Source organism: Hydrogenophaga sp. Root209, assembly GCF_001428625.1.
Classification (GTDB): Bacteria; Pseudomonadota; Gammaproteobacteria; order Burkholderiales; family Burkholderiaceae_C; genus Hydrogenophaga.
The window spans coordinates 182,293-206,116 of the sequence record NZ_LMIE01000012.1 but is presented as its reverse complement, the minus strand read 5'-3'; the positions used below and the strand labels follow the sequence as shown (position 1 = coordinate 206,116).

The following is a 23,824-nucleotide window of genomic DNA, read 5'->3' as shown; positions in this document are numbered from 1 at the left end:
CGTGCGGGCTGTTCTCGCGCAAAGGAGCTCCAGATGCCGATCGTGGTGGTTGCCAATCCCAAAGGAGGCGTGGGCAAATCCACGCTGTCGACCAACGTCGCCGGCTACTTTGCCAGCAAGGGCCACCCGGTGATGTTGGGCGACGTCGACCGCCAGCAGTCGTCGGCCTTGTGGCTCAAGTTGCGTCCACCGGCCGCGCGTCCGATCCAGAGCTGGGCGGTGTCGCACGACCTGATCGCCCGCCCGCCCAAGGACACCACCCACGTCGTGCTGGACACGCCCGCCGGCTTGCATGGCTGGCGCTTCAAGGACGTGCTCAAGATCGCCGACAAGGTGCTGGTGCCGTTGCAGGCCAGCATCTTCGATATCTACGCCACCCGCGCCTTCCTCGACGAACTGGCCGAAACCCGCCGAGCCGACAAGCTGCAGATCGGCATCGTCGGCATGCGGGTCGACCCGCGCACCATCGCGGCCGACAAGCTCAACGAATTCGTGGCCAGTCTGGGGCTGCCGGTGCTGGGCACGCTGCGCGACACGCAGAACTACATCCACCTCGCGGCGCGTGGCCTCACCCTGTTCGACGTGGCGCCCGGTCGGGTCGACAAGGACCTGCAGCAGTGGCAGGCCATCTGCCGGTGGCTGGACGCCTGAGCGCCTGATGCTGTCCCGGTGCCGACATGCTTTGGCGCCTCGCGGTCGTACAGTGAGCGGCATGAAAACATTCGAATCCCTGGCCGATGTGGCGGCCTGCGTGGGCCAGGAAGTGGCCGTGAGCGACTGGGTCACCATCACCCAGGAGCAGGTGAACCGCTTCGCCGAGGCCACCGGCGACCACCAGTGGATCCACGTCGATGTGGAGCGTGCCAAGACCGGCCCGTTCGGCGCACCGATCGCACATGGCTTCCTCACGCTGTCCTTGCTGCCGGTGTTCTTCGAGTCCGCGCTGGACATCAAAGGCTCGAGCATGGGCGTGAACTACGGACTCAACCGCGTGCGCTTCACCTCGCCCGTGCCCGTGGGCAGCCGGGTGCGAGCCCGCATGACGCTTCAGGCCTGCGAGGCCATCGAACACGGTGGCCAGCAAATGACCTGGGGCGTGGTGGTGGAGCGCGAGGGCGCGGACAAGCCGGTGTGCTTCGCCGAATCGCTGGTCCGGCGCTATCCCTGACGGGGCAGGGTTACTTGATTCGCATGAGCTGCTTGGGCTCGAGCCAGCCTTCGAAGCATTGAATCAGTTCGTTGATGCGCTCGGCCGCCACCGACTGGTTGTGCTGCTGCGAGATCAGCTGAAAGGCGTCGTTGCGCAGCATCCACAGTTCTTGTGGGGTGCGCGCCGACTCGATCTTGGTGCGCAGGCGCAGTGCCTGTTGATCGATGCAATCCTCGATCGCATGCAGGAGCGGCCGGCGGATAACCGCCAGGTCCTTGAGCGTCGCCTTGTGGGTGCTGCGCCTGCGAGGCGTGAAACTCACGCCCAGCCAGCGGGCAAAGGAAGTGATCAATCGATTCTCCGGGCGAACGGCGCAGCCAGGGTACGGGGCTGGGCCGAAGCGGCTGGTGACAGGATGCGGGCAGGCATGGGAAATTATCGGGCGAGTGTCGTAGAAGTCGATGGTTTTCATTCGCCTGGCGCGTGACCTGCGTCACGAAACCGCGCCCGCAAAGGCCTGCTGCCGCCACGCCTCGAAGACCACCACCGCCACCGAGTTGGAGAGATTCAAGCTTCGCTGGCCCGCCATCATGGGCAGGCGAAGGCGTTGAGTCGCTGGTATCGACTCGCGCAGTGCCTCCGGCAGGCCGCTGGTCTCGGAGCCGAAGACCAGCCAGTCGCCGGGTTGGAAGGTGTTGTGGAAAACACTGTGACTGCCGCGTGTGGTGAAGGCGAACAGCCGGGCGGGATCGGGTTGCCGCGTGCGAAGGAACGTGGCCCAGTCCGCGTGCCGGTGCAGGGTTGCGTACTCGTGGTAGTCGAGTCCGGCGCGCTTCATGTGCTTGTCGTCCATGGAAAAGCCCAGCGGCTCGATCAGGTGCAGCGCGCAGCCCGTGTTGGCGCTGAGCCGGATCACGTTGCCGGTGTTGGGCGGAATTTCGGGGCTGACGAGAACGATGTTGAACATGGCGGCAGAGCTTACCGGCTCGCTGGCGTGCGTGCGAACACCAGTGCGCTGACCCGATCGGCCCCGGCATGCAGCACGGCTTGCGCGGCCGTTTGTAGCGTGGCGCCGGTGGTGGTCACATCGTCCACCAGCAGCACGTGTCGCCCCACCAACCGATGGGTGTGTGAAGGGTGGGCGGCGAACGCGCCGCGCAGGTTGCGCAAACGCGCCTCACGGCCCAAGCTGTGTTGATCGGGCGTCTCGCCCAGGCGCACCAGGGCGGTGGCCAGCGTGTCGAAGGGCGGGGCAGGCGGGTGCCGGCGGCACCGGGCGTGCAGCGCCTTGACCAGCTCCCAGGCTTGGTTGTAGCCACGCTCGCCCAGTCTTGCTGCGGTCAAGGGGATGGGCACCACCAACGGCCGGGTTTGCAGCAACTGCTGGGTTTGCGGCTCCTGCAAAAGACGCTGGGCGAATGGCTGCGCCCAACCCGGTTCCGAGCGGAACTTGAAGCGCGCGATCAGGCCGTCCCACGGGTAGGCGTAATCCACTGCGGCCACGCACTGCTGCACGGCGGCCGCATCGGGTCGGGTCAGGCAGGCGCCGCACAAGCCAGGCTCGCCCGGCAACACGGCGGCGCACGCCCTGCAACGGGATTGGGGTGGTGCAAACCGCTGGATGCAGGCTTCGCACACCGGCTGGGTCGGCCAGGCGGCGCAGACCTGGCAGGCGGCGGGCAGGGATTCCACGATGGCGTGTCGGGCGGCGAGCATCGGGCCAATATACTGACGCGCTCCCGCCGATACCCCTTTGGGCTGACCGCCCGTTTTGCCGCTTGAACACACCCGTCACCTCAGAGAAACCCGTGCCTGGAATGGATCCTGGCGCGGCGCAGCGCTGGTTGAACCGCGCCGGTGCGGCCAGTCCGTGGTTGCACGAAGAAGTGGGTTCGCGCATGGCCGATCGGCTACCGTGGTTTCGCGAACAGCCCACCAGCTGGCTGCACTGGGAGCCGGTGCAAGGCGGGCTTGAGGTTCACCGCAAGCTGCGCGGCATGCTGCCCGACGCACCTTGCCACGTGATGGCACGGCGGTTGCCCGAGGCTCTTGAGGCCACGCGCGAAGCACCGTCTAGGTCGTGGAACCCTTTGCAATGGGGCCGAGCCACCGGTCCGACGGCCGCGACGACCGACACCCGCGCGCGCATGGTGTGGGCCAACATGGCGCTGCACATGGAGCCTCTACCGCAGGCCTTGCTGGCGCAATGGCACCAGCAGATCGAAACCGATGGCTTCCTCATGTTTTCCTGTCTCGGCCCCGACAGCCTCAAGGAGTTGCGCGCGCTCTACGCCGAACACGGCTGGCCAGCCCCGGCGCATGCCTTCACCGACATGCACGACTGGGGCGACATGCTCGTGCACGCCGGCTTTGCCGAACCGGTGATGGACATGGAGCGCATCACCCTGTCCTACAGCGGTGCTGCTCCCCTGCTCGCCGAGCTGCGCGGGCTGGGTCACAACCTGAGCGACCAGCGGTTTGGCGCTTGCCGATCGCGCCTCTGGCACGCAAGGTTGTGCGCCGTGATCGAGGCGGGCCTGCCGCGTGCGCCCGACGGCAGACTGACGCTGACCTTCGAGATCATTTACGGCCATGCCTTCAAGCCCGAGCCCCGCGTGCCGATCGCCACATCCACGTCGCTGGCGGTGGACGACATGCGGGCCATGCTGCGCGCCAGCCGTCGCTGAGGGCTGCATGCCACCTTGTCCCGGTCGGGAGTGACGCCTTTGTCAGGGGAGTCCCGGTTTCACGCCGCTACAATCGACGCTGGCCAAAATTCCGAGGGTATTTTCCCTTTGCCAACGCTCCGTCTTTCGAGGCGGTGGCGACCAGTACCGGTGGTGGATGGTGAGCCAGGCAACCAACGCTTTCCAATTCGCGACGATGTCTGAACAAGGCATCGAGTGGACCCTGAAGCGCAACTGCTCGGTCACCCCGGCTCAATTGGGCTACTTCTACGCTTCCTTGTGCATCCTTTCGATGGGTGTGGCGGGGTTTTTCTGGTTGCAAGGTGCCACTTTGGTGTTGCCATTTGCGGTGTTGGAGTTGGTTGCGGTGGGGGCGGCCTTTCTGGTTTACGCACGCCACGCGACCGACAGCGAGTGCATCAGGTTGCTGGATGGGCGCCTGGTGGTGGAGTGGGAAACTGGGGGAAGGTCCTCACGGTGTGAGTTTGTTTGCGAGTGGGTGCGCGTTGAACCGTTGGCGGATTCAGATCGGTTGATCGAGGTCCGCGGTGGGGGGCAGTCGGTGCAGGTGGGGCGGTTTGTGCGATCCGACCTGCGACCGAGGCTGGCCCGGGAGATCCGCCAAGCCCTGCGTGGGGTTTGACGGGACCCCGGGATCTGGTTGAGTGGTTTTGTGCTGGGTGGGGCCCAGAAAGTTTGTTCTAATCGGCATTGATATAAATCAATACTTATATTTGAGGCGCTAAAAGTGAGTACGACGAAGAAAACGGTGCATTCCCCACGGAACCCCTGGGCCAAGCTCTGCGCTGCCGCCTCCACGCTGATGCTCGGTCTGGGCGCCTGGACCACGGTCGCGGCACAGAAGGTCAACGACCTGCCTGGCGGCCCTGCCGTCAATCAACTCAACTTTGCGCCTCCGGTCACCCGCATTGCCGAGGAGCAGCACTGGCTGCACTGGTTCATGATGGCCTTGTGCGCCGTCATCTTCCTCATCGTCTTCGGCGTGATGTTTTATTCCATCCTGAAGCACCGCAAGTCGGTGGGTCACAAGTCGCAGGTGCTGGCCGAGCCGATCTGGGTGGAACTGGGCTGGACCATCGTTCCCCTGCTGATCGTCATCGGCATGGCGCTGCCGGCCACCAAAGTGCTGGTGGCCCAGAAAGACACCACCAACAGCGACCTGACCATCAAGGCCACGGGCATGCAGTGGAAGTGGGGTTACGACTACATCAAAGGTGAAGGCGAGGGCATCGGCTTCCTCTCCACCCTGGACAACAACCAGCGTGTGATGTCCAACAGCGGCAAGCCCGAGGCCACCGACGACTATCTGCTCAAGGTCGACAACCCGCTCGTGGTGCCGGTCGGCAAGAAGGTGCGCATCATCACCACCGCCAACGACGTGATCCACGCCTGGATGGTGCCGGCTTTCGGTGTCAAGCAGGACGCCATCCCGGGCTTCGTGCGCGACACCTGGTTCCGTGCCGAGAAGACCGGTGACTTCTACGGTCAGTGCGCCGAACTCTGCGGCAAGGAACACGCCTACATGCCTATCCACGTGAAAGTGGTGTCCGCCGAGGCCTACAGCGCCTGGGTGGGCGAGAAACAGAAGGCCATGGCCGCCGCGGCCGATGACCCGTCCAAAGTGTGGGTGCTGGCCGATCTGGTCAAGCGCGGTGAGTCGGTGTATGCCGCCAACTGCGCTGCCTGCCACCAGGCCAATGGCAAGGGTGCCGGCCCCATCAAGCCACTTGACGGCTCGGCCGTCGTGGTGGACGCAGACAAAGGCAAGATGATCAACGTCTTGCTCAATGGACAAAACAACGGCGCCATGCCTGCCTGGAAACAGCTCAGCGACACAGAGCTGGCCGCGGTCATGACCTACGCCAAGAACAACTGGTCCAACCAGACCCAGCAGATCGTGCAGCCGGCCGAAGTGCAAGCCGCCCGCCAGTGATCGCGTTGCCGAAAAAACTTTGAGCTTCCAAGGAAATCGACCATGAGTGCTGTTCTCGACCACCACGACGCCCACGGCCACGACCACGATCACCACGCCCCCACGGGCTGGCGCCGCTGGGTGTACGCCACCAACCACAAGGACATCGGCACGCTGTACCTGCTGTTCGCGTTCACCATGCTCATGGTCGGTGGCGTGCTGGCCCTGCTGATCCGCGCCGAGCTGTTCCAGCCTGGCCTGCAACTGGTCAACCCCGGCCTGTTCAACCAGCTGACCACGATGCACGGCCTGATCATGGTGTTCGGCGCGATCATGCCGGCCTTCGTGGGCTTTGCGAACTGGATGATCCCGCTGCAGATCGGCGCTGGCGACATGGCTTTCGCCCGCATGAACAACTTCAGCTTCTGGCTGATGATCCCCGCCGCGCTCATGCTGGTGGGCTCCTTCTTCATGCCCGGCGGCGCACCCGCTGCCGGCTGGACGCTGTACGCCCCGCTGACCCTGCAGATGGGCCCCTCGATGGACGCCGGCATTTTCGCCATGCACATCCTGGGCGCGTCCTCCATCATGGGTTCGATCAACATCATCGTGACCGTCCTCAACATGCGCGCGCCCGGCATGACGCTGATGAAGATGCCCATGTTCTGCTGGACCTGGCTGATCACCGCCTACCTGCTCATCGCCGTGATGCCCGTGCTGGCGGGCGCCATCACCATGACGCTGACCGACCGCCACTTCGGCACCAGCTTCTTCAACCCCGCCGGCGGCGGTGACCCGGTGATGTACCAGCACATCTTCTGGTTCTTCGGCCACCCCGAGGTCTACATCATGATCTTGCCGGCCTTCGGTATCGTGAGCCAGGTCGTGCCCGCGTTCTCGCGCAAGAAACTGTTCGGCTACGCGTCCATGGTGTACGCCACCGGCTCGATCGCCATCCTGTCCTTCGTCGTGTGGGCGCACCACATGTTCACCACCGGCATGCCGGTGACGGGCCAGCTGTTCTTCATGTACTCGACCATGTTGATCGCCGTGCCCACGGGCGTGAAGATCTTCAACTGGATCGCGACCATGTGGAAGGGCTCGATGACCTTCGAGACCCCGATGCTGTGGGCCGTGGGTTTCATCTTCGTGTTCACCATTGGTGGCTTCACCGGCCTGATCCTGTCGGTCGCACCGATCGACATCCAGATGCAGGACACCTACTACGTGGTGGCTCACTTCCACTACGTGCTGGTGGCCGGTTCGCTGTTCGCCATGTTCTCGGGCATCTACTACTGGCTGCCCAAGTGGACCGGCGTGATGTACAAGGAATCGCGCGGCAAGATCCACTTCTGGTGGTCGATGATCTCGTTCAACGTGACCTTCTTCCCGATGCACTTCCTGGGCTTGGCCGGCATGCCGCGCCGTTACGCCGACTACCCGATGCAGTTCGCCGACTTCAACGCCGTTGCCTCGGTGGGCGCATTCGGCTTCGGCATCGCGCAGGTGTATTTCTTCTTGTTCGTGGCGCTGCCCGCGATGCGCGGCCAAGGCGAAAAAGCCTCGCAAAAGCCTTGGGAAGGCGCCGAAGGCCTGGAGTGGGAAGTGCCGTCGCCGGCACCGTTCCACACCTTCGAAAATCCGCCCAAGCTCGACGCCACCGCCACCAAGGTGATTGGCTGAAACAGCCATGGCTCGCAACATGACCCCTGAACAAAAGAAGCACAACCAGCGCCTGGCATTGATCCTGGCGTCGGTGGCGCTGGTGTTCTTCATCGGGTTCGTCGGCAAGATGGTGTTCCTGGGCGGCTGACGCCCCGGCATCACCGAACACAGGAACCAGACCGTGGGACTGCGCAGCGAGAATTTCAAGATGGTGGGCAAGCTCGGCGTGATCACGCTGGGCATGTTCGCCTTCGGCTATGCGCTGGTGCCCATCTACAACGCCATCTGCGAAGCCACAGGAATCAACGTCCTGTCGCTGTCTGACCGCCAGATTCCGGGAGCCACGTCCAAGGCTGCGGCCAACACGCAGGTGGACACCAGCCGCACCATCACGGTGGAGTTCGATGTGAACAGCCGTGGACCGTGGCATTTCAAGCCAGCCGTGCGTTCGCTGCAGGTGCACCCGGGCGAGTTGACCACGGTGATGTACGAGTTCCAGAACATCCAGAACCGCACCATGGCGGCTCAGGCCATTCCGAGCTATGCGCCCAAGCAGGCCATGGCCCATTTCAACAAGCTTGAGTGTTTCTGCTTCACGCAGTACACCTTGCAGGCGGGTGAGAAGAAGGCCTGGCCCGTGGCCTTTGTGATCGACCCGCGCCTGCCCAAGGACGTGACCACGATCACGTTGTCCTATACGTTCTTTGAAGTCGGCGGCAAGGTGCCGGCGGCTCCGGACGACGTGGCGGTGCAGGTGGAGACCCCGACCGCCTTGAAGCCGGCAGGTGCCGTATGACCGAGCCGTTGCACAAACGCAAGGGTTCCTTTGTCGGAACGGTGAAGGCCGTGCTGTGGGGCTTCCTGGGCGTGCGCCGCAACGCCGATTACCAGGACGACATTGCCAAGCTCAATCCCTTGCACCTGATTGCAGTGGGGGTGGGCATGGCGTTTCTGTTCGTTCTGGCCCTGATCCTGTTGGTGAACTGGGTCGTGGGCTGAAAGTCTGCCCCTGATCCGAACGATTTTTCATATTCAAACAAGCGAAAACTGGAGTGAGCATGTCAGCAGCATCCCACGGCACAACGCCCTACTACTACGTTCCGGGCCCTTCGCGGCACCCGGTGATGGCGGCGATCGGCCTGTTCTTCGTCATTCTTGGCGCGGGGCAATGGGTCAACGGCCACGGCTGGGGTGCATATTCGCTCGCCTTCGGCCTGGCCTTCTGGCTGATCGTGCTGTTCCAGTGGTTCCGTGAAGCGGTCGGCGAGAGCGAAAGCGGCATGTACGGCCGCAAGATCGACCTGTCCTTCCGCTGGAGCATGAGCTGGTTCATCTTCTCCGAGGTGATGTTCTTCGGTGCCTTCTTCACTGCGCTCTGGTGGGCCCGTGTCCACTCGGTGCCGGCGCTGGGCAACATCGAGAACTCGCTGATCTGGCCCGACTTCTCGGCCGTGTGGCCCAGCATGCAGGCCGGTGCCACCGCATCGCCTGGCGGCATCGTCGAGCCCTTCCAGACCATGGGACCATTCTGGCTGCCCACGATCAACACCGCGCTGCTGCTGACCTCGGGTGTCACGCTGACCATTGCCCACCACGCGCTGCAAGCGGGCAACCGCGGCAAGACCATCGCATTCATGTGGATGACCGTGGTCCTGGGCATGGTGTTCCTGTTCGTGCAGGGTTACGAGTACGCACACGCCTACGCCGACCTCAACCTCAAGCTGTCCTCGGGCATCTTCGGCTCCACGTTCTTCCTGCTCACCGGTTTCCACGGTTTCCACGTGTTCGTGGGCATGCTGATGCTGCTGTTCATCACCCTGCGCCTGCAGAAGGGCCACTTCACCCCCGAACGCCACTTCGGCTTTGAGGGCGCTGCCTGGTACTGGCACTTCGTGGACGTGGTGTGGCTGGGCCTCTACATCCTGGTCTATTGGTTGTGAGCGGTTCCCGGGGTGCTCGGCAACCCCTGGTGGCTCAACAAAAAAGCGCCATCAGGCGCTTTTTTGTTGTTACAACAGAAGCCAGGGGGCGTTTGATCAGCGTTGCAATGGGAGACCGGTGGGCTGGATCCAGCCCATCAGATAGCTGATGAGCACCACCACGAACAACAGGATGGAAAACCCGACGCGGAACGCAAGCGCTCTGGCCATGTGGTTCTTGCGGGGCCGGCTGTCGGGCGCATCGGCTGCGTCGGACTGGCCGCCGCGCATCATGAACACCAGGGCCGCGGCCAGACTTCCAATGATGGCAATGAATGCCACGATGACCAGATATTTCATGCATCGGATTATCGGCGCGGCAGAACCCCACGGTGTTGCGTCGGGCATCGGTCCGGGGCCGGGAGCCGGATCATGATGTCTGCGCGTGCGCGGTTCGTCGTTGTTACTGCGGCCACCGTTTTCACCATGGCAGTCACCGCGTCGCTGGGTTTCTGGCAGTTGGACCGAGCGCGACAGAAAATCGCTTTGCAGGAGCAGATCAACCAGCACGCCAACCTGCCCGCCTGGCAGACGGACGATCTGCTGCTGGCGACCGATCCACTGGAGGGTCTGCACCGCCCGGTGCAACTCCGAGGGCAGTGGGTGAACGGCGCCACGGTGTTTCTTGACAACCGGCAGATGGCAGCCCGAAACGGTTTTTTTCTGATCACACCGCTGCAGCTGGCGGGCAGCCAGCGCGCCGTGCTGGTGCAGCGGGGCTGGGTGCCGCGCGATTTCACCGACCGAAGCCGCGTGCCGACGATCGACACGCCCGCGGGTGAGGTGCAGGTAGAGGGCCGTTTGGCCCCGCCGCCGGGCAAGCTATACCAGCTGGGCGAGGCAGGCAAAGGTGCGATCCGGCAAAATGTCGACCTCGGCGGCTTTGCCGAGGAAACCGGACTCAACCTCTTGGCCGTGTCCGTGCAGCAAACCGGTGCTTCCCCCGAAGGCCTGTTGCGCGAATGGCCTCGCGCAGCGCTGGGTGTCGACAAGCACCACGGCTACGCCTTCCAGTGGTTTGGCTTGTGTGCCCTTGCAGGCCTGCTCTACATCTGGTTCCAATTCATTTCCCCCCGCCGAAAGCGCATTTCCCATGGCACAGATGCCCGATGAACCCCTGACCCTCACCGTGCACAACCTGCCCCAGCTCGACCAGGGTGGCGCCGGGGCTGTGGTGAATGCGCGCGCGGGGCGTTGGAAGCTGCTGGGCCTGGCGCTGGTGTGTGTGGCGCCGGTGGTGGCGTCGTACCTCACCTACTACGTCATCCGACCCGAAGGTCGGCGCAACTATGGCGAGTTGATCGACCCGCAGCGCCCGTTGCCCGCCATCACGGTGGTCAATGCCCGGGGCCAGACCGTGCCCATGCAAGCGCTCAAGGACCAGTGGCTTTTGATCAGCGCGGCCGACAGCGCCTGCAACGAGGCTTGTCAGGAGCACCTTCTATTGCAACGCCAACTGCGTGAAACGCTGGGCCGCGAAAAGGAGCGCCTGGACTGGGTCTGGCTGCGCACCGGAGACGCACCCTTGTCCGAACCCCTGAAACAGGCCACCGCAGCTGCGCAGGTGTTGCAGATCGACGCCCAGCCTTTGGCGGCCTGGCTGCAGCCTGCGGCTGGCCAGAAGATCGAGGATCACCTCTACGTGGTCGATCCTTTGGGCAACTGGATGATGCGGTTCCCCGCCGATATCGATCCCAAGCAGGCCAAACGCGACCTGGACCGGCTGCTGCGTGCCTCTGCGTTCTGGGACAAAGAGGGCAGACCATGAAACACCCCCGCAGCGCTTCGCGCTACTCCCTCAAGGGGGCGACACCTGCGGCCTGGCAAAGCCAGTTCCGCGGTGTCTCTGGCTGGCACCTTTTCCATCGTGAACGTTCCTGGGCATTGGTGCACTGATATGGACGCCCAACCGCTGTACGACCTGGCCCCCATCGCCCGCCTCATGCTGCTGGGCGTGGTGATCGCGCTCGGGCCCTTGGCCTGGGTGTGGGTACGCAACCGCCATGCGTTGCCGGCGCAGCGGCTGCGCGTGCTCACCCTGATCACACTGTTCCTTACCTTCGACCTCGTGCTCTTCGGTGCCTTCACGCGCCTGACCGACTCGGGCCTCGGTTGCCCCGACTGGCCCGGCTGCTACGGCAGTGTGAGTCCGGTGGGCGCGAGCACGGCGATCGCCGCCGCGCAGGACGCCATGCCCAGCGGCCCGGTGACGTTCTCCAAGGCCTGGATCGAGATGATCCACCGCTACCTCGCGACCGCCGTGGGTGTTCTGATTCTGGTGTTGGCGCTGGTGAGCTGGATGGAGCGGCGCCGCCTCTCGGTGTCGTTCGTGTGGCCGCTGGTGACGCTGGTGTGGGTCTGCCTGCAAGGCGCCTTCGGTGCGCTCACGGTCACCATGAAGCTGTTCCCCGCCATCGTCACGCTGCATCTGCTCGGTGGCCTGGGCTTGCTGGCCTTGTTGCGTGCGCAGGCGGTGGGCTACCGGCTGGCCGAACCGGGCTCCCGTGGCCGGGTGGAGTTGCCAGGGCGGTTGCGCCATGCGCTGGTGGCGGTGTTCGGCCTGTTGTGGCTGCAGATCGCGCTGGGTGGCTGGGTCAGCACCAACTACGCCGTGCTGGCCTGCAGCGATTTCCCCACCTGTCAGGGGAGCTGGTGGCCGAGCATGGATTTCCGCGAAGGATTCGCGCTGTGGCGCCACCTGGGCATGAACAGCGCCGGTGAGGCGATCGCCTTCCCCGCGCTCACCGCCATCCACATGGTGCACCGGCTCATGGCCTTTGTGGTGCTCGGCGCGATGGTCTGGCTCGGCTGGCGGCTGTGGCGTGTGCCGGGCATGCGTCAAACGGGTCGTGCGCTGCTGTTGCTCGCGCTCTGGCAGTTCGCCAGCGGATTGACCAACGTCGTTCTCGACTGGCCGCTGCTGGCCGCGGTGGGTCACACGGCCGGTGCCGCGGCGCTCGTGATCGTCTTCACCGGCGCCCTGGGCGGCACGCGCAGTGCCGCACCCCGCCGCGCTGAAACAACCGGCGCTCCCGCCCTGAACATGTTCCGATCGACCCCATGAGCGCCGCTTCCTCTCCCTCCGTGGCTGTTGCCTTGCCCTCGGTCTGGCGCCAGTACCACGCGCTGACCAAACCACGCGTGATCCAGCTCATCGTGTTCTGCGCGCTGATCGGCATGGTGCTGGCCGTGCCCGGCGTGCCCACCTGGGCGCAGGTGCAGCTCGCGGCCACCGCCTGCTTAGGCATCTGGCTCGTGGCCGGTGCGGCCGCGGCCTTCAACTGCGTGGTCGAGCAGCACATCGACGCCAAGATGAAGCGCACCGCCTGGCGGCCCACCGCCAAGGGTCAGCTCACCAACGGCAAGACACTCTCCTTCTCGGCCGCCCTGTGCGCAGCTGGTTCTGCGGTGCTGTACTTCGCCGTCAACCCGCTGACCATGTGGCTGACCTTCGCCACCTTCGTGGGTTATGCGGTGGTCTACACCGTGATCCTCAAGCCGCTGACGCCTCAGAACATCGTGATCGGCGGCGCCTCCGGTGCCATGCCGCCGGTGCTGGGCTGGGCCGCCATGACCGGTGTGGTCTCGCCCGAATCGCTGATCCTGTTCCTGATCATCTTCCTCTGGACGCCGCCGCACTTCTGGGCGCTCGCCCTCTACCGCGTGGAGGACTACCGCAAGTCCGGCTTGCCGATGCTGCCGGTCACCCATGGCTCGGAGTTCACGCGGCTGCAGATCCTGCTCTACACCTTTGTGCTGTTTGCGGCCTGCCTCATGCCTTTCATGATGCGCATGAGCGGCTGGTTCTACCTGGCCAGCGCCATCGCGCTGAGCATCGGCTTCTGCGGCTATGCCTGGGCACTGTGGCGCAACTACTCCGACGCGCTCGCGCGCAGGACCTTCCGCTTCTCGTTGATCCATCTGTCGCTGCTGTTCGCCGCACTCTTGATTGACCACTACCTGTGACCGCCATGTCTTCCCACACCGCACTCACCCGCCGCCATTTGCTGGGCGCCACGCTTGGTGCCACCGGTCTGCTCATCGCCGGCTGCAGCGAACCGGCCGCCAGCTTCTCCGGCATCGACATCACCGGGGCCGACTACGCCACCGGTTTTTCGCTGACCGACCACAACGGCCAGCCACGCACCCTCGCCGATTTCAAGGGCAAGCTGGTGGTGCTGTTCTTCGGCTTCACCCAGTGCCCCGACGTGTGCCCGACGACGATGAGCGAGCTGGCCGAAGCCAGGCGCCTGCTGGGTGCCGATGGTGATCGCCTGCAGGGCTTGTTCGTCAGCATCGACCCCGAGCGCGACACGCCCGAGATCATGAAGCAGTACATGGCCAGCTTCGACCCCAGCTTTCTCGCGCTGTACGCCGCCCCCGACCAACTGCCCGATCTGGCCAAGAGCTACAAGATCTACTACAAGAAGGTCGACGGGCCCACGCCCACCAGCTACTCCATGGACCATTCGGCCGGGAGCTACGTGTACGACACGCAGGGACGCATTCGCCTGTACCACCGCTACGGCAGTGGCGCGCCCGCGCTGGCAAGCGACCTGAAGAAGCTGCTGGCGTCCTGAGCGAGCCCTAAGCCCCACCTAAGCGGGCCCGCGCACGATGCCGGCGGGTACACCGTGTCTGGAGAACGCGCACATGAGGCTGTTGCTGGTGGAAGACGACACCATGATCGGCGAGGCCGTGCTGGATCTCTTGCGCGCGGAGCACTACGCGGTGGACTGGGTGCGCGACGGTGACATGGCGGCCACGGCAGCGCAATCCGAAACCTACGACCTCATCCTGCTCGACCTGGGCCTGCCGCGCCGTGACGGCCTGGACGTGCTGCGCGAACTGCGCGCCCGCAAGAACCGCGTGCCGGTGCTCATTGCCACCGCGCGCGACTCGGTGCAGCAGCGCGTGCAGGGTTTGGACGCCGGTGCCGACGACTACATCCTCAAGCCCTACGACCTTGATGAGTTGCTCGCGCGCATCCGAGCCCTGTTGCGCCGCGCATCGGGGCGCGCCGAGTCGGTGTACGAGCACCTGGGCGTGAGCATCAACACCACCACGCGTGAGGTGATGGCTCAGGGCGAACCGGTGGTGTTGTCGGCGCGCGAGTGGGCCGTGCTCGAGCCCCTGATCGCGCGCCCGGGCCTGGTGCTCTCGCGCGCGCAACTCGAGGAAAAACTCTTTGGCTGGAAGGACGACGTCAGCAGCAACGCGGTCGAGGTGTACATCCACGGTGTGCGCAAGAAGCTCGGTGCCGGCCTGATCCAGAACGTGCGTGGGGTCGGCTACATGGTGCCCAAGGCATGAACGGGCTGGCACGCCTCTTTTCACCGCGCTCGCTGCGCACGCGGCTGATCGGCCTGCTGCTGCTGGCCATCGTGTTCGCGGCGGGGGTGCAGGTGGCGGTGGTCTACCGGCAGGCGCGCGCCGAGGCCGACAGCATCTTCGATTACCTCATGGAGCAGATGGCCCAGGCGCTGCGCGCGGGCGTGGCCATGCCCGGTCTGCCATCACCGATGCCACCGGCGCCGGTGCCTCGCGATGACCGACCGACGCCCGAGGCCTTCGATTTTTTCGTGCAGGCCTGGACGCACGAGGGCCTGCGCGTGTTCCAGTCCGGCACCTCGGCCGATCTGCCGCAGCGCGCGACGCTGGGCTTCTCCAACTTCGAGATCGATGGCAGGCCGTACCGGGTGTATTCGATGCAAACGCGCGCGCAGGTCATCCAGGTCGCGCAGGACATGCGGCCGCGCCAGGCGATGGCGCGTGCGCTGGCCTGGCGCACGGTGTGGCCGATTGTCGGCATCGCGCCGCTGCTGATGCTGGTGGCCTGGGCCGTGGTGAGTGCCTCGCTCGCGCCGGTGGCGCGTGTGCGGCGGCAGGTGGCCGCGCGCGAGGCCGATGAACTGGCGGAGGTGAGCGAAGCCGGTTTGCCCGACGAGATCCGTCCGCTGGTGCACGAGCTCAACCTGCTCTTTGGCCGCGTGCGCCAGGCCTTCGATGCGCAAAAGAACTTCGTGGCCGAGGCCGCGCACGAACTGCGCTCGCCGCTGGCCGCGCTGCGGCTGCAGGTGCAGGGTCTGCAGCGTGCGCGCGACAACGCCACGCGCGAGCTCGCGGTGGAGCGTCTGCTGACCGGCATCGACCGCGCCACACGCCTGGTCGAGCAACTGCTGATGCTCGCGCGCCAGCAGGCCCGGCCCGCAGGCGGTGAGCCACCTCAGCCAGTGGCCTTGGCCACACTCGCCGCGCAGGTCGTGGCCGATATGGTCCCGCTGGCGGTGTCGAAGCACATCGATCTGGGCCTGGTTGAGGCCGATGCGGGACGGGTCCATGGCCATGCCGAGCCGCTGCGCATCCTGCTCACCAACCTGGTGGACAACGCGCTGAAGTACACGCTCGAGGGTGGCACGGTGGACGTGTCGGTGCGGCGCGAGGCCGGGCAACAGGTGCTGGCGGTGGAAGACAGCGGCCCGGGCATCTCGGAGGCGGACCGCGCGCGCGTGCTCGACCGCTTCTACCGCGTGCCCGGTTCGACCACCACCGGCAGCGGGCTGGGACTGGCGATTGCGAGTGCCATTGCACAACTGCACGGCGCCACGCTGGAACTGGACCGCTCGCCGCGTCTCGGCGGCCTGCGCATCGGGTTGCGGTTGCCTTTAAGAACCGGCTAACTCTGCGAGCCCATATTCAAGGACATGTTCAACCTGTCCTTGCTGAAGGAGCTCTCATGAAAACCCTCTCTCTCACCGCGACGCGTCTGGTGTTGTCGCTCGCCGCCGCGGGTATCGTCGGCGGCGCCAGCGTGGGCCTGGTTTCCGGCACCCCTGCCAGCGCCGCCACACCCGTGGCCACATTGCAAACAGCGCCCGTGGCGGCCGGCACTGCCTTGCCCGATTTCTCGCAGATCGCGCAACGCCATGGCGCTGCCGTGGTCAACATCAGCGTGGTCGGCAAAGCCGGCGTGGAAGATGAGCAACAGGCGCAGAACCGCCTGCCACCCGGCATCGACCCCAACGACCCGTTCTTCGAATTTTTCAAGCGCTTCCAGGGCCCAGGCGGACAGGGCGGCGAGCGCGAGATGCCGGCACGTGGTCAGGGCTCGGGCTTCATCATCAGCGCCGATGGTCTGGTGTTGACCAATGCCCACGTGGTGCGCAACGCGCAGCGCGTGACCGTGAAGCTCACTGACCGCCGCGAGTTCGTGGCCAAGGTGCTCGGCACGGATCCGAAAACCGATGTGGCGGTGCTGCGGATTGACGCGAAAGACCTGCCCGTGGTGCCGCTGGGCAGCGCAAAGGACCTGAAGGTGGGTGAGTGGGTGCTGGCCATCGGCTCGCCGTTCGGCTTCGAGAACAGCGTGACCGTGGGTGTGGTCAGCGCGAAAGGGCGCTCGCTGCCGGACGACAGTTTTGTGCCCTTCATCCAGACCGACGTGGCGGTGAATCCCGGCAACTCGGGTGGGCCGCTGTTCAACGCGCGCGGCGAGGTGGTGGGCATCAACTCGCAGATCTACAGCCGCACCGGTGGTTACCAGGGCCTGTCGTTTGCGATCCCGATGGAGACGGTGCTGCATGTCAAGGACCAGATCGTGGCGCACGGCAAGGCCAGCCATGCGCGCCTGGGTGTGACCGTGCAGGAGATCAACCAGACCCTGGCCGAGTCGTTCCAGCTTGACAAGCCTGAAGGCGCTCTTGTGTCCAGCGTGGAGCCGGACAGCCCGGCCGCCAAAGCCGGCCTGCAGGTGGGCGATGTGATCCGGCAGGTGGGCGGACAGACCATCGTGGCGTCGGGCGATCTGCCGGCCTTGATCGGTCAGACCCTGCCCGGGTCGACCGTGCAGTTGAACGTCTGGCGCAAGGGGCAGGCGGTTGTGCTCAGCGCCAAGCTGGGCGATGCGTCCGACAAGGCGGTGAAAGTGGCCCGCGCCGACAGCGCGACCGATCAAGGTCGGTTGGGCCTGGCGCTGCGACCCCTGGCGCCGCAGGAGCGCCGCGCGGCCGGTCTGGAGGGGCCAGACGGCGGCCTGCTGGTCGAAGACGCACAAGGCCCGGCGGCCCTGGCCGGGGTGGAGGCGGGAGATGTGCTGCTCGCGGTGAATGGTGCGAAGGTGCAGAGTGTCGAGCAGGTGCGCGCCATGCTGGGCGGCTCCACCAAATCACTCGCGTTGCTGATCCAGAGAGACGGCAACCAGATCTTCGTGCCGATTCGTCTGGGCTGAGCGCGGCGGACTCAGTCCACCTTGGCGCCGCTGAGCTTGACCATGCGCTCGTACTTCGCACGCTCGCGGTTCATGAAGTCGCCGAACTGCTCTGGCGTGTTGGGCGCGGGCTCGGCCAGCAGCAGGGCGAAGCGGCTCTTCACCTCGGGCGACTTCAGCGCATCGCCGAACGCCGCGTTGAGCTTGCGCACGGTATCGGCGGGTGTGCCGGCCGGTGCGATCAGGCCCCACCAGGTGTCGATCTCGAAGCCGGGCAGGGTGGCCGCCACCGTGGGCACATCCGGCACCACGCCGCTGCGCTGCGCGGTGGTCACGGCCAGGGCCTTGAGCTTGCCCGAGCGGATGTTGGCTGCGGCGGTGGCCAGGTTGTCGAAGTTGAAATCGACCTGACCCGAGAGCAGGCCGAGCTGCGCCGGGTTGCCACCGTTGTAGGGGATGTGCACCGCGAAGATGCCGGCCTGGTTTTTGAAGAGTTCGCCCGCGAGGTGGCCGGCGCTGCCGTTGCCACCCGAGCCGTAGTTGAGTTTGCCCGGGTTCGCCTTGCCGTAGGCGATCAGATCGCCCAGGGAGTTGATGTTCAGGCGCGCGGCCGCGTCCGCGTTCATCACCAGCACGTTGGGCACGCGCAGCATCTGCGTGATGGGTGCGAAATCCTTGGCCGGGTCGTAGGGCAGCTTGCTGAACAGCCAGGGATTGATGCCGTGCGACGCCGTGGTGGCAATGCCCAACGTGAGGCCGTCGGGCGCGGCCTTGGCCACCGCGCTCACGCCGATGTTGCCTCCCGCGCCGGGCCGGTTCTCCACAATCACCGTGCCCAGTGCCCCCTTGACCGCATCGGCCAGGATGCGCGCGGTCACGTCGATCGGACCGCCGGCAGCGAAGGGCACGATGATGCGCGTGGTGCCGGCTTGCGCCATGGCAAAACCAGGCAGGGCAAGGGTGGCCGAAGCCAGGGCAGAGCGGGTGATCAGTTGGCGGCGGTTCAGCATGGGTTGTCTCCGGTTCTTTTGTATGAAAGCTCAGACCACTTTGTCGGCGGCGCTGGTGAACGAGTCGGCGAAGAATGCTTCCTCAGGGAGGCCGGCCTTGGTCGTGTAGTCTCGTCTGGCCGACTCGACCACGATCGGTGCGCCGCAAGCGTACACCTCGTGGCCCGACAGGTCGGGCAGGTCCTGCAGCACCGCCTCGTGCACGAAGCCGGTGCGACCGGTCCACGCATCGTCGGGCAGGGCGTTGGACACCACCGGCACGTAGCGCAGGTTCGGCATTTCCGCCAGCTTCGCGTCGATCCAGGCACTCTGGTACAGGTCGGCCGGGCGGCGGCCGCCCCAGTACAAAACGGCATCGCGCGTGATGCCCTTGAACTGCATGTGCTCGATGACGGCTTTGATGGGCGCGAACCCGGTGCCCGAGGCCAGCAGGACCATCGGCTTGGTGCTGTCCTCGCGCAGGAAGAAGCTGCCGTAGGGGCCTTCGATGCGAAGGATGTCCTTCTCCTTCATCGCGCTGAATACGTGGTCGGTGAACTTGCCGCCGGGCATGTGGCGCACGTGCAGCTCCAGCGAAGGCGCGGCGGATTGTGTGTGCGGTGCGTTGGCCATGGAGTAACTGCGGCGGTCGCCATCGCGCAGGAGGAACTCGACGTACTGCCCGGCGTGGTACTGAAAGGCGTCGCTGGCAGGCAGCTGCAGACGCAGCACCATCACATCGTGCGAGGCGCGCTCCAGCGCGCTCACTCGGACCGGCATTTTCTTGATGGGGAAGGCACCTGCTTCCGTGACCTGGCGCGACTCGATCACCACGTCGCTGTGCGCCACGCCGCAGCAGGTCAGCACGTAACCCGCCGCCTCTTCGTCGGCGCTCAGTGCCTTGGGTTGGTGAGGCCCGTGCACCACGCTGCCCGAGACCAGCTTGCACTTGCACGAGCCACAGGCACCGTCCTTGCAACCGTAGGGCAAACCAATGCCCTGACGAATACCGGCGGCCAGCATGGCCTCGTCGGGTTGGGCGGAGAAGGTGCGCCCACTGGGCTCGACGGTGATGGTGAATGTCATACTGGCACTTGATGAATGGAGAGTCCCGACAGCCCGATGGTGCCTGTCCGGCAACCGGTCATTGTCTCAAATTCGGAATCTGCATGAGCCTCCTTGGCGCTTTGCCCGCACGCTTTCGGCGTGAACGGGTCTTGATCATTGGTTGTGGCGACGTGGGCCTGCGCGCAGCGCGTGTGCTGGGCGGTTCGCCGCGCGTGCGCGTGCTGGCACTCACCTCCAGTCCATCCCGTGCGCCGGCCATGCGCGCGCAAGGCATCACGCCGCTGCAGGGCAACCTGGACGACCCCATCAGCCTGCGTCGGCTGGCTGGCCTAGCCACTCGCGTGCTGCACCTGGCGCCGCCGCCTTCGGGTGAGTTGACCGACTGGCGCCTGGACCCACGCACCCGCGCACTCACCCGTGCGCTGGTCCAACGCTCCTTGCCTTCGGTGCTGGTGTATGGCTCCACGTCGGGCGTGTACGGCGACTGCCAGGGCCGTTGGGTGGACGAGACAACGCCTGCCAGGCCACTCACACCGCGCGCCTGGCGCCGGGTGGACGCGGAAGCGGCGGTGCACTGGCTGGGCCGGGCCACCGGCGTGCGCACCACGGTGCTGCGCATTCCCGGCATTTACGCGCCCGATCGTGAAGGCGGCACGCCGCGCGAACGCTTGCTGCGCGGCACGCCGGTGCTTCGCACCGAGGACGACGTCTACACCAACCACATCCACGCGGACGATCTCGCTCGCGCCTGCGTGCTGGCCTTGTGGCGCGGCCGGCCGCAGCGCAACGTGAACGTGGTGGACGACACCGAACTGCGGATGGGTGATTACTTTGATCTGGCGGCCGACCTGTACGGCCTGACGCGCCCGCCCCGCGTGGCGCGAGACGCAGCGGGTGACCAACTGCCGCTGATGCTGCTGAGTTTCATGCGCGAGTCGCGCCGGCTGCACAACCAGCGCATGAAGCAGGAACTGGGCTTGCGTCTGCGCTACCCCACCGTGGCCCAAGGCCTGCTGGCAGCTGAGAGCTGAGCAGGCAACAAAAAAGGCCGGGCAAGAAACTTGCGCGGCCTGATCTGTGGTGCCCGGGGCCGGAATCGAACCGGCACTCCTTTCGGAACCGGATTTTGAGTCCGGCGCGTCTACCAATTTCACCACCCGGGCGTCCTGAAAGGGGTTGCAAATTATGGCACAGTGCAAGCGATGAACTACCCCACGATTGAAGACGCGATCGGCAACACCCCGCTGGTGGCATTGCAACGCATCGGTGCCCAGGCCAACGCGCAGCGCGGCAACGTGGTGCTCGGCAAGCTCGAAGGCAACAACCCCGCCGGTTCGGTGAAAGACCGGCCCGCTGTTTCGATGATCAAGCGCGCCGAGGAACGAGGCGAGATCAAGCCTGGTGACACGCTCATCGAGGCCACCTCGGGCAACACCGGCATCGCACTGGCCATGGCCGCGGCCATCAAGGGCTACCGCATGGTGCTGATCATGCCGGAGGACTTGTCCATCGAACGCGCGCAAACCATGAAGGCATTTGGCGCCGAACTCATTCTCACGTCCAAGAGCGGCGGCATGGAGTCGGCCCGCGATCTGGCCGAGAAGATGCAGGCCGAAGGCAAGGGCAGGGTGCTGGACCAGTTTGCCAACGCCGACAACCCGCGCGTGCATTACGAGACCACCGGCCCGGAGCTCTGGGCACAGACCGCGGGACGCATCACGCACTTCGTGAGCGCCATGGGCACCACCGGCACCATCACCGGCGTCTCGCGCTTTCTGAAGGAAAAGAACCCGGCCATCCGCATCATTGGAGCCCAGCCCAGCGAGGGTTCGCGCATTCCCGGCATCCGCAAGTGGCCGACCGAATACCTGCCGAAAATCTACGACCCGAGCGCGGTCGACGAGCTGGTGTATGTGAGCCAGTCCGATGCCGAGGCCATGTGCCGCCAACTGGCGCGTGAGGAAGGCATTTTTGCCGGCATCTCAGCCGCTGGCGCGTGCTGGGTGGCGCAGCAGATCGCTGCCCAGGTGGAAAACGCCACCATCGCCTTCGTTGTGTGCGATCGCGGAGACCGCTACCTGTCGACGGGTGTCTTCCCCGCCTGATGCCCGGTTGCTTCCCATGAACAACACGTTCAAGTTTTGCCCCGCGTGCGCAACCCCCCTCGCCTTGATCGGCCAGGAAGAAGACGGTGGATTCACCGAGCGGCTGCGTTGCCCGGCCTGTGGGTTCACGCATTGGAACAACCCCACCCCGGTGCTGGCCGCCATCGTCGAGGTGGATGGCCGCATCCTGCTGGCGCGCAACGCGGCCTGGTCGGGTCGCACGTTTGCGCTCATCACCGGCTTCATGGAAGCGGGGGAGTCGCCAGAAGAAGGCATTCGTCGCGAAATTGCCGAAGAAACTTCGCTGAATGTGACAAAACTCACGTTGGTGGGGGTGCATGATTTTCAGCGCATGAATCAGGTGATCGTGACCTACCACGCGGTCGCGCACGGCGAGGTCAAGCTCTCGCCCGAGCTCTTGGAATACAAGCTCATGGAGCCGGCCAACATCCGCTGCTGGCGCGCCGGCACTGGCTTTGCGCTGGCCGACTGGTTGCGCAGTCAAGGTCTGGAACCCGTGTTCATGGAAGACGTTCAGCGACCTGCGGATCCCGTCGCCTAGCGCAAAAGCGCGCTGCGGTGCGGTGCAGGGTAAAAGACGCGCCGCTTAGAATGATCAATTCCAAGGAAAGCCCCCATGCACGCCGACAAAGAACTCGATGCCCGCGGTTTGAACTGCCCGCTGCCCATCCTGAAAGCCAAGAAAGCCCTGGCCGACATGCACAGTGGCCAGACCCTGAAAGTGATTTCCACCGACGCGGGTTCGGTGCGTGATTTCCAGGCCTTTGCCAAACAGACCGGCAATGTGCTGGTCGAACAGCAAACGGTGGCCAACGAATACTTCACGCTGCTCAAACGTCGCTGAAGCCGGCACGCACCAGTCCACCCCCATGGAAGTCCTGCTCGTCGACCCACTGGTGCCCGAGGCCCTGTCCTGGTTGCAGGAGCGGCACGAGGTCACGTATCGCCCCGAGCTGGGCGACGATCCGGTGGAGCTGCGCAAGGCCACCTACAAGACGCGCGCCATCGTGCTGCCGCCGCACGTGGTCGTCTCCGAAGAATTCCTCAACTTCTCGCCCAAGCTCGAGATCGTGGCGCGCATGCAGATCTCCAGCGACAACACCGATCTCGATGCCTGTGCGCGGCGCCATGTGCGCGTGTTGCAGGCGCGCAGCGCCACAGTGCGTTCCAATGCCGAGTACCTGCTCTACGGCCTGCTCATGCTGTATCGCCGCGGCATGATCAGCGCGCTGCTCGGTCGCAAGATTTCCCAGGTGCGCATGGGTCGCGAGCTCTCCGGCAGCACCGTGGGTTTGCTGGGTCTGGCGCCTGTGGCCCACACGCTGGCGCCCATGCTCAAAAGCCTGGGTGTGCGCTTGCTGGGCTACGACCCAGCGGTGCATCACGCCGCGGCCATCTGGAACAAGCTCGGCGTGGAGCCTGTGACCCTGCAGGACCTGCTGTCGCGCTCGGACGCGATCTCGCTGCAGATGGTCTATGCCTCGCGTTTTCGCGGCTGGATCAATGAGCGGTTGCTCAACCATTGCAAGGCGGGTCAGTTGTGGGTGGGCGTGAGCCGCAGCACGCTGTTCGACGCCGATGCGCTGGCGCTGGCCTTGTGCGACGGGCGCATTGATGCTTGCTTGATGGATGGCGCGAACCCACAGTTCGCTGCCGAAGGCACGCCCTTGCACGGCATCCCCAACCTGCACCTCACGCCGCGGCTGGGCTCGCACACCCGTGAAGCCAAGCTGCGCGCGAGTTGGTACGTGGCGCACCGCATCCACGAAACCCTGTCGCCGCATGCCGTGGGCCAGGAAGGGCGGGTGAGCGATTTTTCGGTGCTCGACAGCCTCGAGTACCACGAGCCCGAAGACCCGCAGGCGGTCACGCCATCGCAGTGGGGATCGCTCGCACTTCATAGGGGCTGACCCCCCGCCGCGCTTTGCGCGACCCCCCTGAAGGGGGGCAATGCCTGCGGTCTGGCAAAGCCAGTCCCGCGGCATTCCTGGATGAGCTTCCCCTCGCCGGTGAGATTTTTC

Annotated in this window: 29 protein-coding genes and 1 tRNA gene; 23 read left to right on the top strand and 7 right to left on the bottom strand. The window is 65.2% G+C overall.

What is annotated here, in order from left to right:
* Positions 1-33 precede the first annotated feature (33 nt).
* Together ASE11_RS09760 and ASE11_RS09755 are read left to right on the top strand one after the other, a co-directional pair.
* Positions 34-651 carry a ParA family protein gene (locus tag ASE11_RS09760; RefSeq protein WP_056269821.1) on the top strand — a complete coding sequence of 206 codons (618 nt, stop codon included), beginning with the start codon at positions 34-36 and terminating at the stop codon, positions 649-651.
* Between the two features lie 61 nt (positions 652-712).
* Positions 713-1,168: a MaoC family dehydratase gene (locus ASE11_RS09755; protein WP_056269817.1), complete on the top strand. Its 456-nt coding sequence runs from the start codon at positions 713-715 to the stop codon at positions 1,166-1,168.
* A gap of 10 nt (positions 1,169-1,178) precedes the next feature.
* On the opposite strand, the gene ASE11_RS09750 is transcribed toward ASE11_RS09755, so the two are convergent.
* Genes ASE11_RS09750 through ASE11_RS09740 form a run of 3 tightly spaced genes read right to left on the bottom strand, consistent with a single transcriptional unit; the run spans position 1,179 to position 2,866 of the window.
* Positions 1,179-1,622: a hypothetical protein gene (locus ASE11_RS09750; protein ID WP_156406291.1), complete on the bottom strand. Its 444-nt coding sequence runs from the start codon at positions 1,620-1,622 to the stop codon at positions 1,179-1,181.
* Between the two features lie 21 nt (positions 1,623-1,643).
* Positions 1,644-2,117, bottom strand: coding sequence for a tRNA (uridine(34)/cytosine(34)/5-carboxymethylaminomethyluridine(34)-2'-O)-methyltransferase TrmL (gene trmL / locus ASE11_RS09745; RefSeq protein ID WP_056269807.1), 474 nt, complete (start codon positions 2,115-2,117; stop codon positions 1,644-1,646).
* Between the two features lie 11 nt (positions 2,118-2,128).
* Complete coding sequence (locus tag ASE11_RS09740) at positions 2,129-2,866, bottom strand: ComF family protein (RefSeq protein ID WP_056269804.1); 738 nt, start codon at positions 2,864-2,866, stop codon at positions 2,129-2,131.
* A 101-nt stretch (positions 2,867-2,967) separates the two neighbouring features.
* Here ASE11_RS09740 and ASE11_RS09735 point away from each other — a divergent pair, with 101 nt between their 5' ends.
* The 8 genes from ASE11_RS09735 to ASE11_RS09705 all read left to right on the top strand — a co-directional run bounded on the left by ASE11_RS09735 (position 2,968) and on the right by ASE11_RS09705 (position 9,375).
* A complete protein-coding gene (locus tag ASE11_RS09735) occupies positions 2,968-3,837 on the top strand; it encodes a hypothetical protein (RefSeq protein WP_056269800.1) in 870 nt (289 codons plus the stop codon).
* Positions 3,838-4,033: 196 nt separating this feature from the next.
* Complete coding sequence (locus tag ASE11_RS09730) at positions 4,034-4,480, top strand: DUF2244 domain-containing protein (protein ID WP_414842443.1); 447 nt, start codon at positions 4,034-4,036, stop codon at positions 4,478-4,480.
* A 180-nt stretch (positions 4,481-4,660) separates the two neighbouring features.
* Entirely contained in the window at positions 4,661-5,791 is a 1,131-nt protein-coding gene (coxB, locus tag ASE11_RS09725; RefSeq protein ID WP_056270654.1) for a cytochrome c oxidase subunit II, read from the top strand.
* 42 nt (positions 5,792-5,833) lie between these two features.
* The gene (ctaD, locus tag ASE11_RS09720) at positions 5,834-7,453 is read left to right on the top strand and encodes a cytochrome c oxidase subunit I (protein WP_056269794.1); all 1,620 of its coding nucleotides are present in this window, start codon (positions 5,834-5,836) and stop codon (positions 7,451-7,453) included.
* A 19-nt stretch (positions 7,454-7,472) separates the two neighbouring features.
* Positions 7,473-7,583 (top strand): cytochrome oxidase small assembly protein, encoded by a 111-nt coding sequence (locus ASE11_RS26545; protein WP_235501242.1) that lies wholly within the window; start codon positions 7,473-7,475, stop codon positions 7,581-7,583.
* Positions 7,584-7,616: 33 nt separating this feature from the next.
* Complete coding sequence (locus ASE11_RS09715; RefSeq protein ID WP_056269790.1) at positions 7,617-8,231, top strand: cytochrome c oxidase assembly protein; 615 nt, start codon at positions 7,617-7,619, stop codon at positions 8,229-8,231.
* A complete protein-coding gene (locus tag ASE11_RS09710; RefSeq protein WP_056269785.1) occupies positions 8,228-8,434 on the top strand; it encodes a DUF2970 domain-containing protein in 207 nt (68 codons plus the stop codon). Before ASE11_RS09715 ends, ASE11_RS09710 begins: the two co-directional genes overlap by 4 nt.
* A gap of 59 nt (positions 8,435-8,493) precedes the next feature.
* Positions 8,494-9,375: a cytochrome c oxidase subunit 3 gene (locus tag ASE11_RS09705; RefSeq protein ID WP_056269781.1), complete on the top strand. Its 882-nt coding sequence runs from the start codon at positions 8,494-8,496 to the stop codon at positions 9,373-9,375.
* A gap of 96 nt (positions 9,376-9,471) precedes the next feature.
* Here ASE11_RS09705 and ASE11_RS09700 read toward each other — a convergent pair whose 3' ends face one another.
* Entirely contained in the window at positions 9,472-9,714 is a 243-nt protein-coding gene (locus tag ASE11_RS09700; RefSeq protein WP_056269780.1) for a twin transmembrane helix small protein, read from the bottom strand.
* A gap of 126 nt (positions 9,715-9,840) precedes the next feature.
* On the opposite strand from ASE11_RS09700, the gene ASE11_RS09695 reads away from it, so the two are divergent.
* The 8 genes from ASE11_RS09695 to ASE11_RS09660 all read left to right on the top strand — a co-directional run bounded on the left by ASE11_RS09695 (position 9,841) and on the right by ASE11_RS09660 (position 17,641).
* Positions 9,841-10,527, top strand: coding sequence for an SURF1 family protein (locus tag ASE11_RS09695; RefSeq protein ID WP_200959332.1), 687 nt, complete (start codon positions 9,841-9,843; stop codon positions 10,525-10,527).
* The gene (locus tag ASE11_RS09690; protein WP_056269774.1) at positions 10,508-11,182 is read left to right on the top strand and encodes an SCO family protein; all 675 of its coding nucleotides are present in this window, start codon (positions 10,508-10,510) and stop codon (positions 11,180-11,182) included. Before ASE11_RS09695 ends, ASE11_RS09690 begins: the two co-directional genes overlap by 20 nt.
* A gap of 129 nt (positions 11,183-11,311) precedes the next feature.
* Entirely contained in the window at positions 11,312-12,478 is a 1,167-nt protein-coding gene (locus ASE11_RS09685) for a COX15/CtaA family protein (RefSeq protein ID WP_056269771.1), read from the top strand.
* Positions 12,475-13,380, top strand: coding sequence for a heme o synthase (cyoE, locus tag ASE11_RS09680; protein WP_056269768.1), 906 nt, complete (start codon positions 12,475-12,477; stop codon positions 13,378-13,380). Before ASE11_RS09685 ends, cyoE begins: the two co-directional genes overlap by 4 nt.
* 5 nt (positions 13,381-13,385) lie before the next feature.
* Positions 13,386-13,994: an SCO family protein gene (locus ASE11_RS09675; RefSeq protein WP_056270650.1), complete on the top strand. Its 609-nt coding sequence runs from the start codon at positions 13,386-13,388 to the stop codon at positions 13,992-13,994.
* Positions 13,995-14,067: 73 nt separating this feature from the next.
* Positions 14,068-14,727 carry a response regulator gene (locus ASE11_RS09670; RefSeq protein WP_056269764.1) on the top strand — a complete coding sequence of 220 codons (660 nt, stop codon included), beginning with the start codon at positions 14,068-14,070 and terminating at the stop codon, positions 14,725-14,727.
* Positions 14,724-16,094 carry an ATP-binding protein gene (locus tag ASE11_RS09665; RefSeq protein WP_056269761.1) on the top strand — a complete coding sequence of 457 codons (1,371 nt, stop codon included), beginning with the start codon at positions 14,724-14,726 and terminating at the stop codon, positions 16,092-16,094. Before ASE11_RS09670 ends, ASE11_RS09665 begins: the two co-directional genes overlap by 4 nt.
* 56 nt (positions 16,095-16,150) lie before the next feature.
* Positions 16,151-17,641 (top strand): Do family serine endopeptidase, encoded by a 1,491-nt coding sequence (locus ASE11_RS09660; protein ID WP_056269758.1) that lies wholly within the window; start codon positions 16,151-16,153, stop codon positions 17,639-17,641.
* Between the two features lie 11 nt (positions 17,642-17,652).
* On the opposite strand, the gene ASE11_RS09655 is transcribed toward ASE11_RS09660, so the two are convergent.
* Positions 17,653-18,630, bottom strand: coding sequence for a Bug family tripartite tricarboxylate transporter substrate binding protein (locus ASE11_RS09655; protein ID WP_056269755.1), 978 nt, complete (start codon positions 18,628-18,630; stop codon positions 17,653-17,655).
* A gap of 30 nt (positions 18,631-18,660) precedes the next feature.
* A complete protein-coding gene (locus tag ASE11_RS09650) occupies positions 18,661-19,695 on the bottom strand; it encodes a CDP-6-deoxy-delta-3,4-glucoseen reductase (protein WP_056269751.1) in 1,035 nt (344 codons plus the stop codon).
* Between the two features lie 83 nt (positions 19,696-19,778).
* On the opposite strand from ASE11_RS09650, the gene ASE11_RS09645 reads away from it, so the two are divergent.
* Positions 19,779-20,708 carry an SDR family oxidoreductase gene (locus ASE11_RS09645; RefSeq protein ID WP_056269747.1) on the top strand — a complete coding sequence of 310 codons (930 nt, stop codon included), beginning with the start codon at positions 19,779-19,781 and terminating at the stop codon, positions 20,706-20,708.
* 47 nt (positions 20,709-20,755) lie between these two features.
* On the opposite strand, the gene ASE11_RS09640 is transcribed toward ASE11_RS09645, so the two are convergent.
* Positions 20,756-20,840: transfer RNA gene (locus ASE11_RS09640), tRNA-Leu, on the bottom strand.
* A gap of 39 nt (positions 20,841-20,879) precedes the next feature.
* Between ASE11_RS09640 and cysM the strand changes: the two genes are divergently transcribed.
* From cysM to ASE11_RS09620, 4 genes are all read left to right on the top strand, one after another.
* Positions 20,880-21,782, top strand: a complete 903-nt coding sequence (cysM, locus tag ASE11_RS09635) for a cysteine synthase CysM (protein WP_056269744.1) — start codon at positions 20,880-20,882, stop codon at positions 21,780-21,782.
* A gap of 16 nt (positions 21,783-21,798) precedes the next feature.
* Positions 21,799-22,344, top strand: coding sequence for an NUDIX hydrolase (locus ASE11_RS09630; RefSeq protein ID WP_056269739.1), 546 nt, complete (start codon positions 21,799-21,801; stop codon positions 22,342-22,344).
* A gap of 75 nt (positions 22,345-22,419) precedes the next feature.
* Positions 22,420-22,647: a sulfurtransferase TusA family protein gene (locus tag ASE11_RS09625; protein ID WP_056269736.1), complete on the top strand. Its 228-nt coding sequence runs from the start codon at positions 22,420-22,422 to the stop codon at positions 22,645-22,647.
* Between the two features lie 25 nt (positions 22,648-22,672).
* The gene (locus ASE11_RS09620; RefSeq protein ID WP_056269732.1) at positions 22,673-23,713 is read left to right on the top strand and encodes an NAD(P)-dependent oxidoreductase; all 1,041 of its coding nucleotides are present in this window, start codon (positions 22,673-22,675) and stop codon (positions 23,711-23,713) included.
* Positions 23,714-23,824 lie beyond the last annotated feature (111 nt).

What these genes read in the sequence shown, in the direction of transcription:
- ASE11_RS09675 (WP_056270650.1), top strand. Translation starts at nt 13,386, where the DNA reads ATGTCTTCCCACACCGCACTCACCCGCCGCCATTTGCTGGGCGCCACG.
- cysM (WP_056269744.1), top strand. Translation starts at nt 20,880, where the DNA reads ATGAACTACCCCACGATTGAAGACGCGATCGGCAACACCCCGCTGGTG.
- ASE11_RS09740 (WP_056269804.1), bottom strand. Translation starts at nt 2,866, where the DNA reads ATGCTCGCCGCCCGACACGCCATCGTGGAATCCCTGCCCGCCGCCTGC.
- ASE11_RS09710 (WP_056269785.1), top strand. Translation starts at nt 8,228, where the DNA reads ATGACCGAGCCGTTGCACAAACGCAAGGGTTCCTTTGTCGGAACGGTG.
- ASE11_RS09735 (WP_056269800.1), top strand. Translation starts at nt 2,968, where the DNA reads ATGGATCCTGGCGCGGCGCAGCGCTGGTTGAACCGCGCCGGTGCGGCC.
- ASE11_RS09645 (WP_056269747.1), top strand. Translation starts at nt 19,779, where the DNA reads ATGAGCCTCCTTGGCGCTTTGCCCGCACGCTTTCGGCGTGAACGGGTC.
- ASE11_RS09670 (WP_056269764.1), top strand. Translation starts at nt 14,068, where the DNA reads ATGAGGCTGTTGCTGGTGGAAGACGACACCATGATCGGCGAGGCCGTG.
- ASE11_RS09685 (WP_056269771.1), top strand. Translation starts at nt 11,312, where the DNA reads ATGGACGCCCAACCGCTGTACGACCTGGCCCCCATCGCCCGCCTCATG.
- ASE11_RS09690 (WP_056269774.1), top strand. Translation starts at nt 10,508, where the DNA reads ATGGCACAGATGCCCGATGAACCCCTGACCCTCACCGTGCACAACCTG.
- ASE11_RS26545 (WP_235501242.1), top strand. Translation starts at nt 7,473, where the DNA reads ATGACCCCTGAACAAAAGAAGCACAACCAGCGCCTGGCATTGATCCTG.
- ASE11_RS09700 (WP_056269780.1), bottom strand. Translation starts at nt 9,714, where the DNA reads ATGAAATATCTGGTCATCGTGGCATTCATTGCCATCATTGGAAGTCTG.
- ASE11_RS09655 (WP_056269755.1), bottom strand. Translation starts at nt 18,630, where the DNA reads ATGCTGAACCGCCGCCAACTGATCACCCGCTCTGCCCTGGCTTCGGCC.
- ASE11_RS09760 (WP_056269821.1), top strand. Translation starts at nt 34, where the DNA reads ATGCCGATCGTGGTGGTTGCCAATCCCAAAGGAGGCGTGGGCAAATCC.
- trmL (WP_056269807.1), bottom strand. Translation starts at nt 2,117, where the DNA reads ATGTTCAACATCGTTCTCGTCAGCCCCGAAATTCCGCCCAACACCGGC.
- ctaD (WP_056269794.1), top strand. Translation starts at nt 5,834, where the DNA reads ATGAGTGCTGTTCTCGACCACCACGACGCCCACGGCCACGACCACGAT.
- cyoE (WP_056269768.1), top strand. Translation starts at nt 12,475, where the DNA reads ATGAGCGCCGCTTCCTCTCCCTCCGTGGCTGTTGCCTTGCCCTCGGTC.
- ASE11_RS09630 (WP_056269739.1), top strand. Translation starts at nt 21,799, where the DNA reads ATGAACAACACGTTCAAGTTTTGCCCCGCGTGCGCAACCCCCCTCGCC.
- ASE11_RS09705 (WP_056269781.1), top strand. Translation starts at nt 8,494, where the DNA reads ATGTCAGCAGCATCCCACGGCACAACGCCCTACTACTACGTTCCGGGC.
- ASE11_RS09730 (WP_414842443.1), top strand. Translation starts at nt 4,034, where the DNA reads ATGTCTGAACAAGGCATCGAGTGGACCCTGAAGCGCAACTGCTCGGTC.
- ASE11_RS09755 (WP_056269817.1), top strand. Translation starts at nt 713, where the DNA reads ATGAAAACATTCGAATCCCTGGCCGATGTGGCGGCCTGCGTGGGCCAG.
- ASE11_RS09650 (WP_056269751.1), bottom strand. Translation starts at nt 19,695, where the DNA reads ATGACATTCACCATCACCGTCGAGCCCAGTGGGCGCACCTTCTCCGCC.
- ASE11_RS09660 (WP_056269758.1), top strand. Translation starts at nt 16,151, where the DNA reads ATGAAAACCCTCTCTCTCACCGCGACGCGTCTGGTGTTGTCGCTCGCC.
- coxB (WP_056270654.1), top strand. Translation starts at nt 4,661, where the DNA reads ATGCTCGGTCTGGGCGCCTGGACCACGGTCGCGGCACAGAAGGTCAAC.
- ASE11_RS09620 (WP_056269732.1), top strand. Translation starts at nt 22,673, where the DNA reads ATGGAAGTCCTGCTCGTCGACCCACTGGTGCCCGAGGCCCTGTCCTGG.
- ASE11_RS09625 (WP_056269736.1), top strand. Translation starts at nt 22,420, where the DNA reads ATGCACGCCGACAAAGAACTCGATGCCCGCGGTTTGAACTGCCCGCTG.
- ASE11_RS09695 (WP_200959332.1), top strand. Translation starts at nt 9,841, where the DNA reads ATGGCAGTCACCGCGTCGCTGGGTTTCTGGCAGTTGGACCGAGCGCGA.
- ASE11_RS09750 (WP_156406291.1), bottom strand. Translation starts at nt 1,622, where the DNA reads ATGAAAACCATCGACTTCTACGACACTCGCCCGATAATTTCCCATGCC.
- ASE11_RS09665 (WP_056269761.1), top strand. Translation starts at nt 14,724, where the DNA reads ATGAACGGGCTGGCACGCCTCTTTTCACCGCGCTCGCTGCGCACGCGG.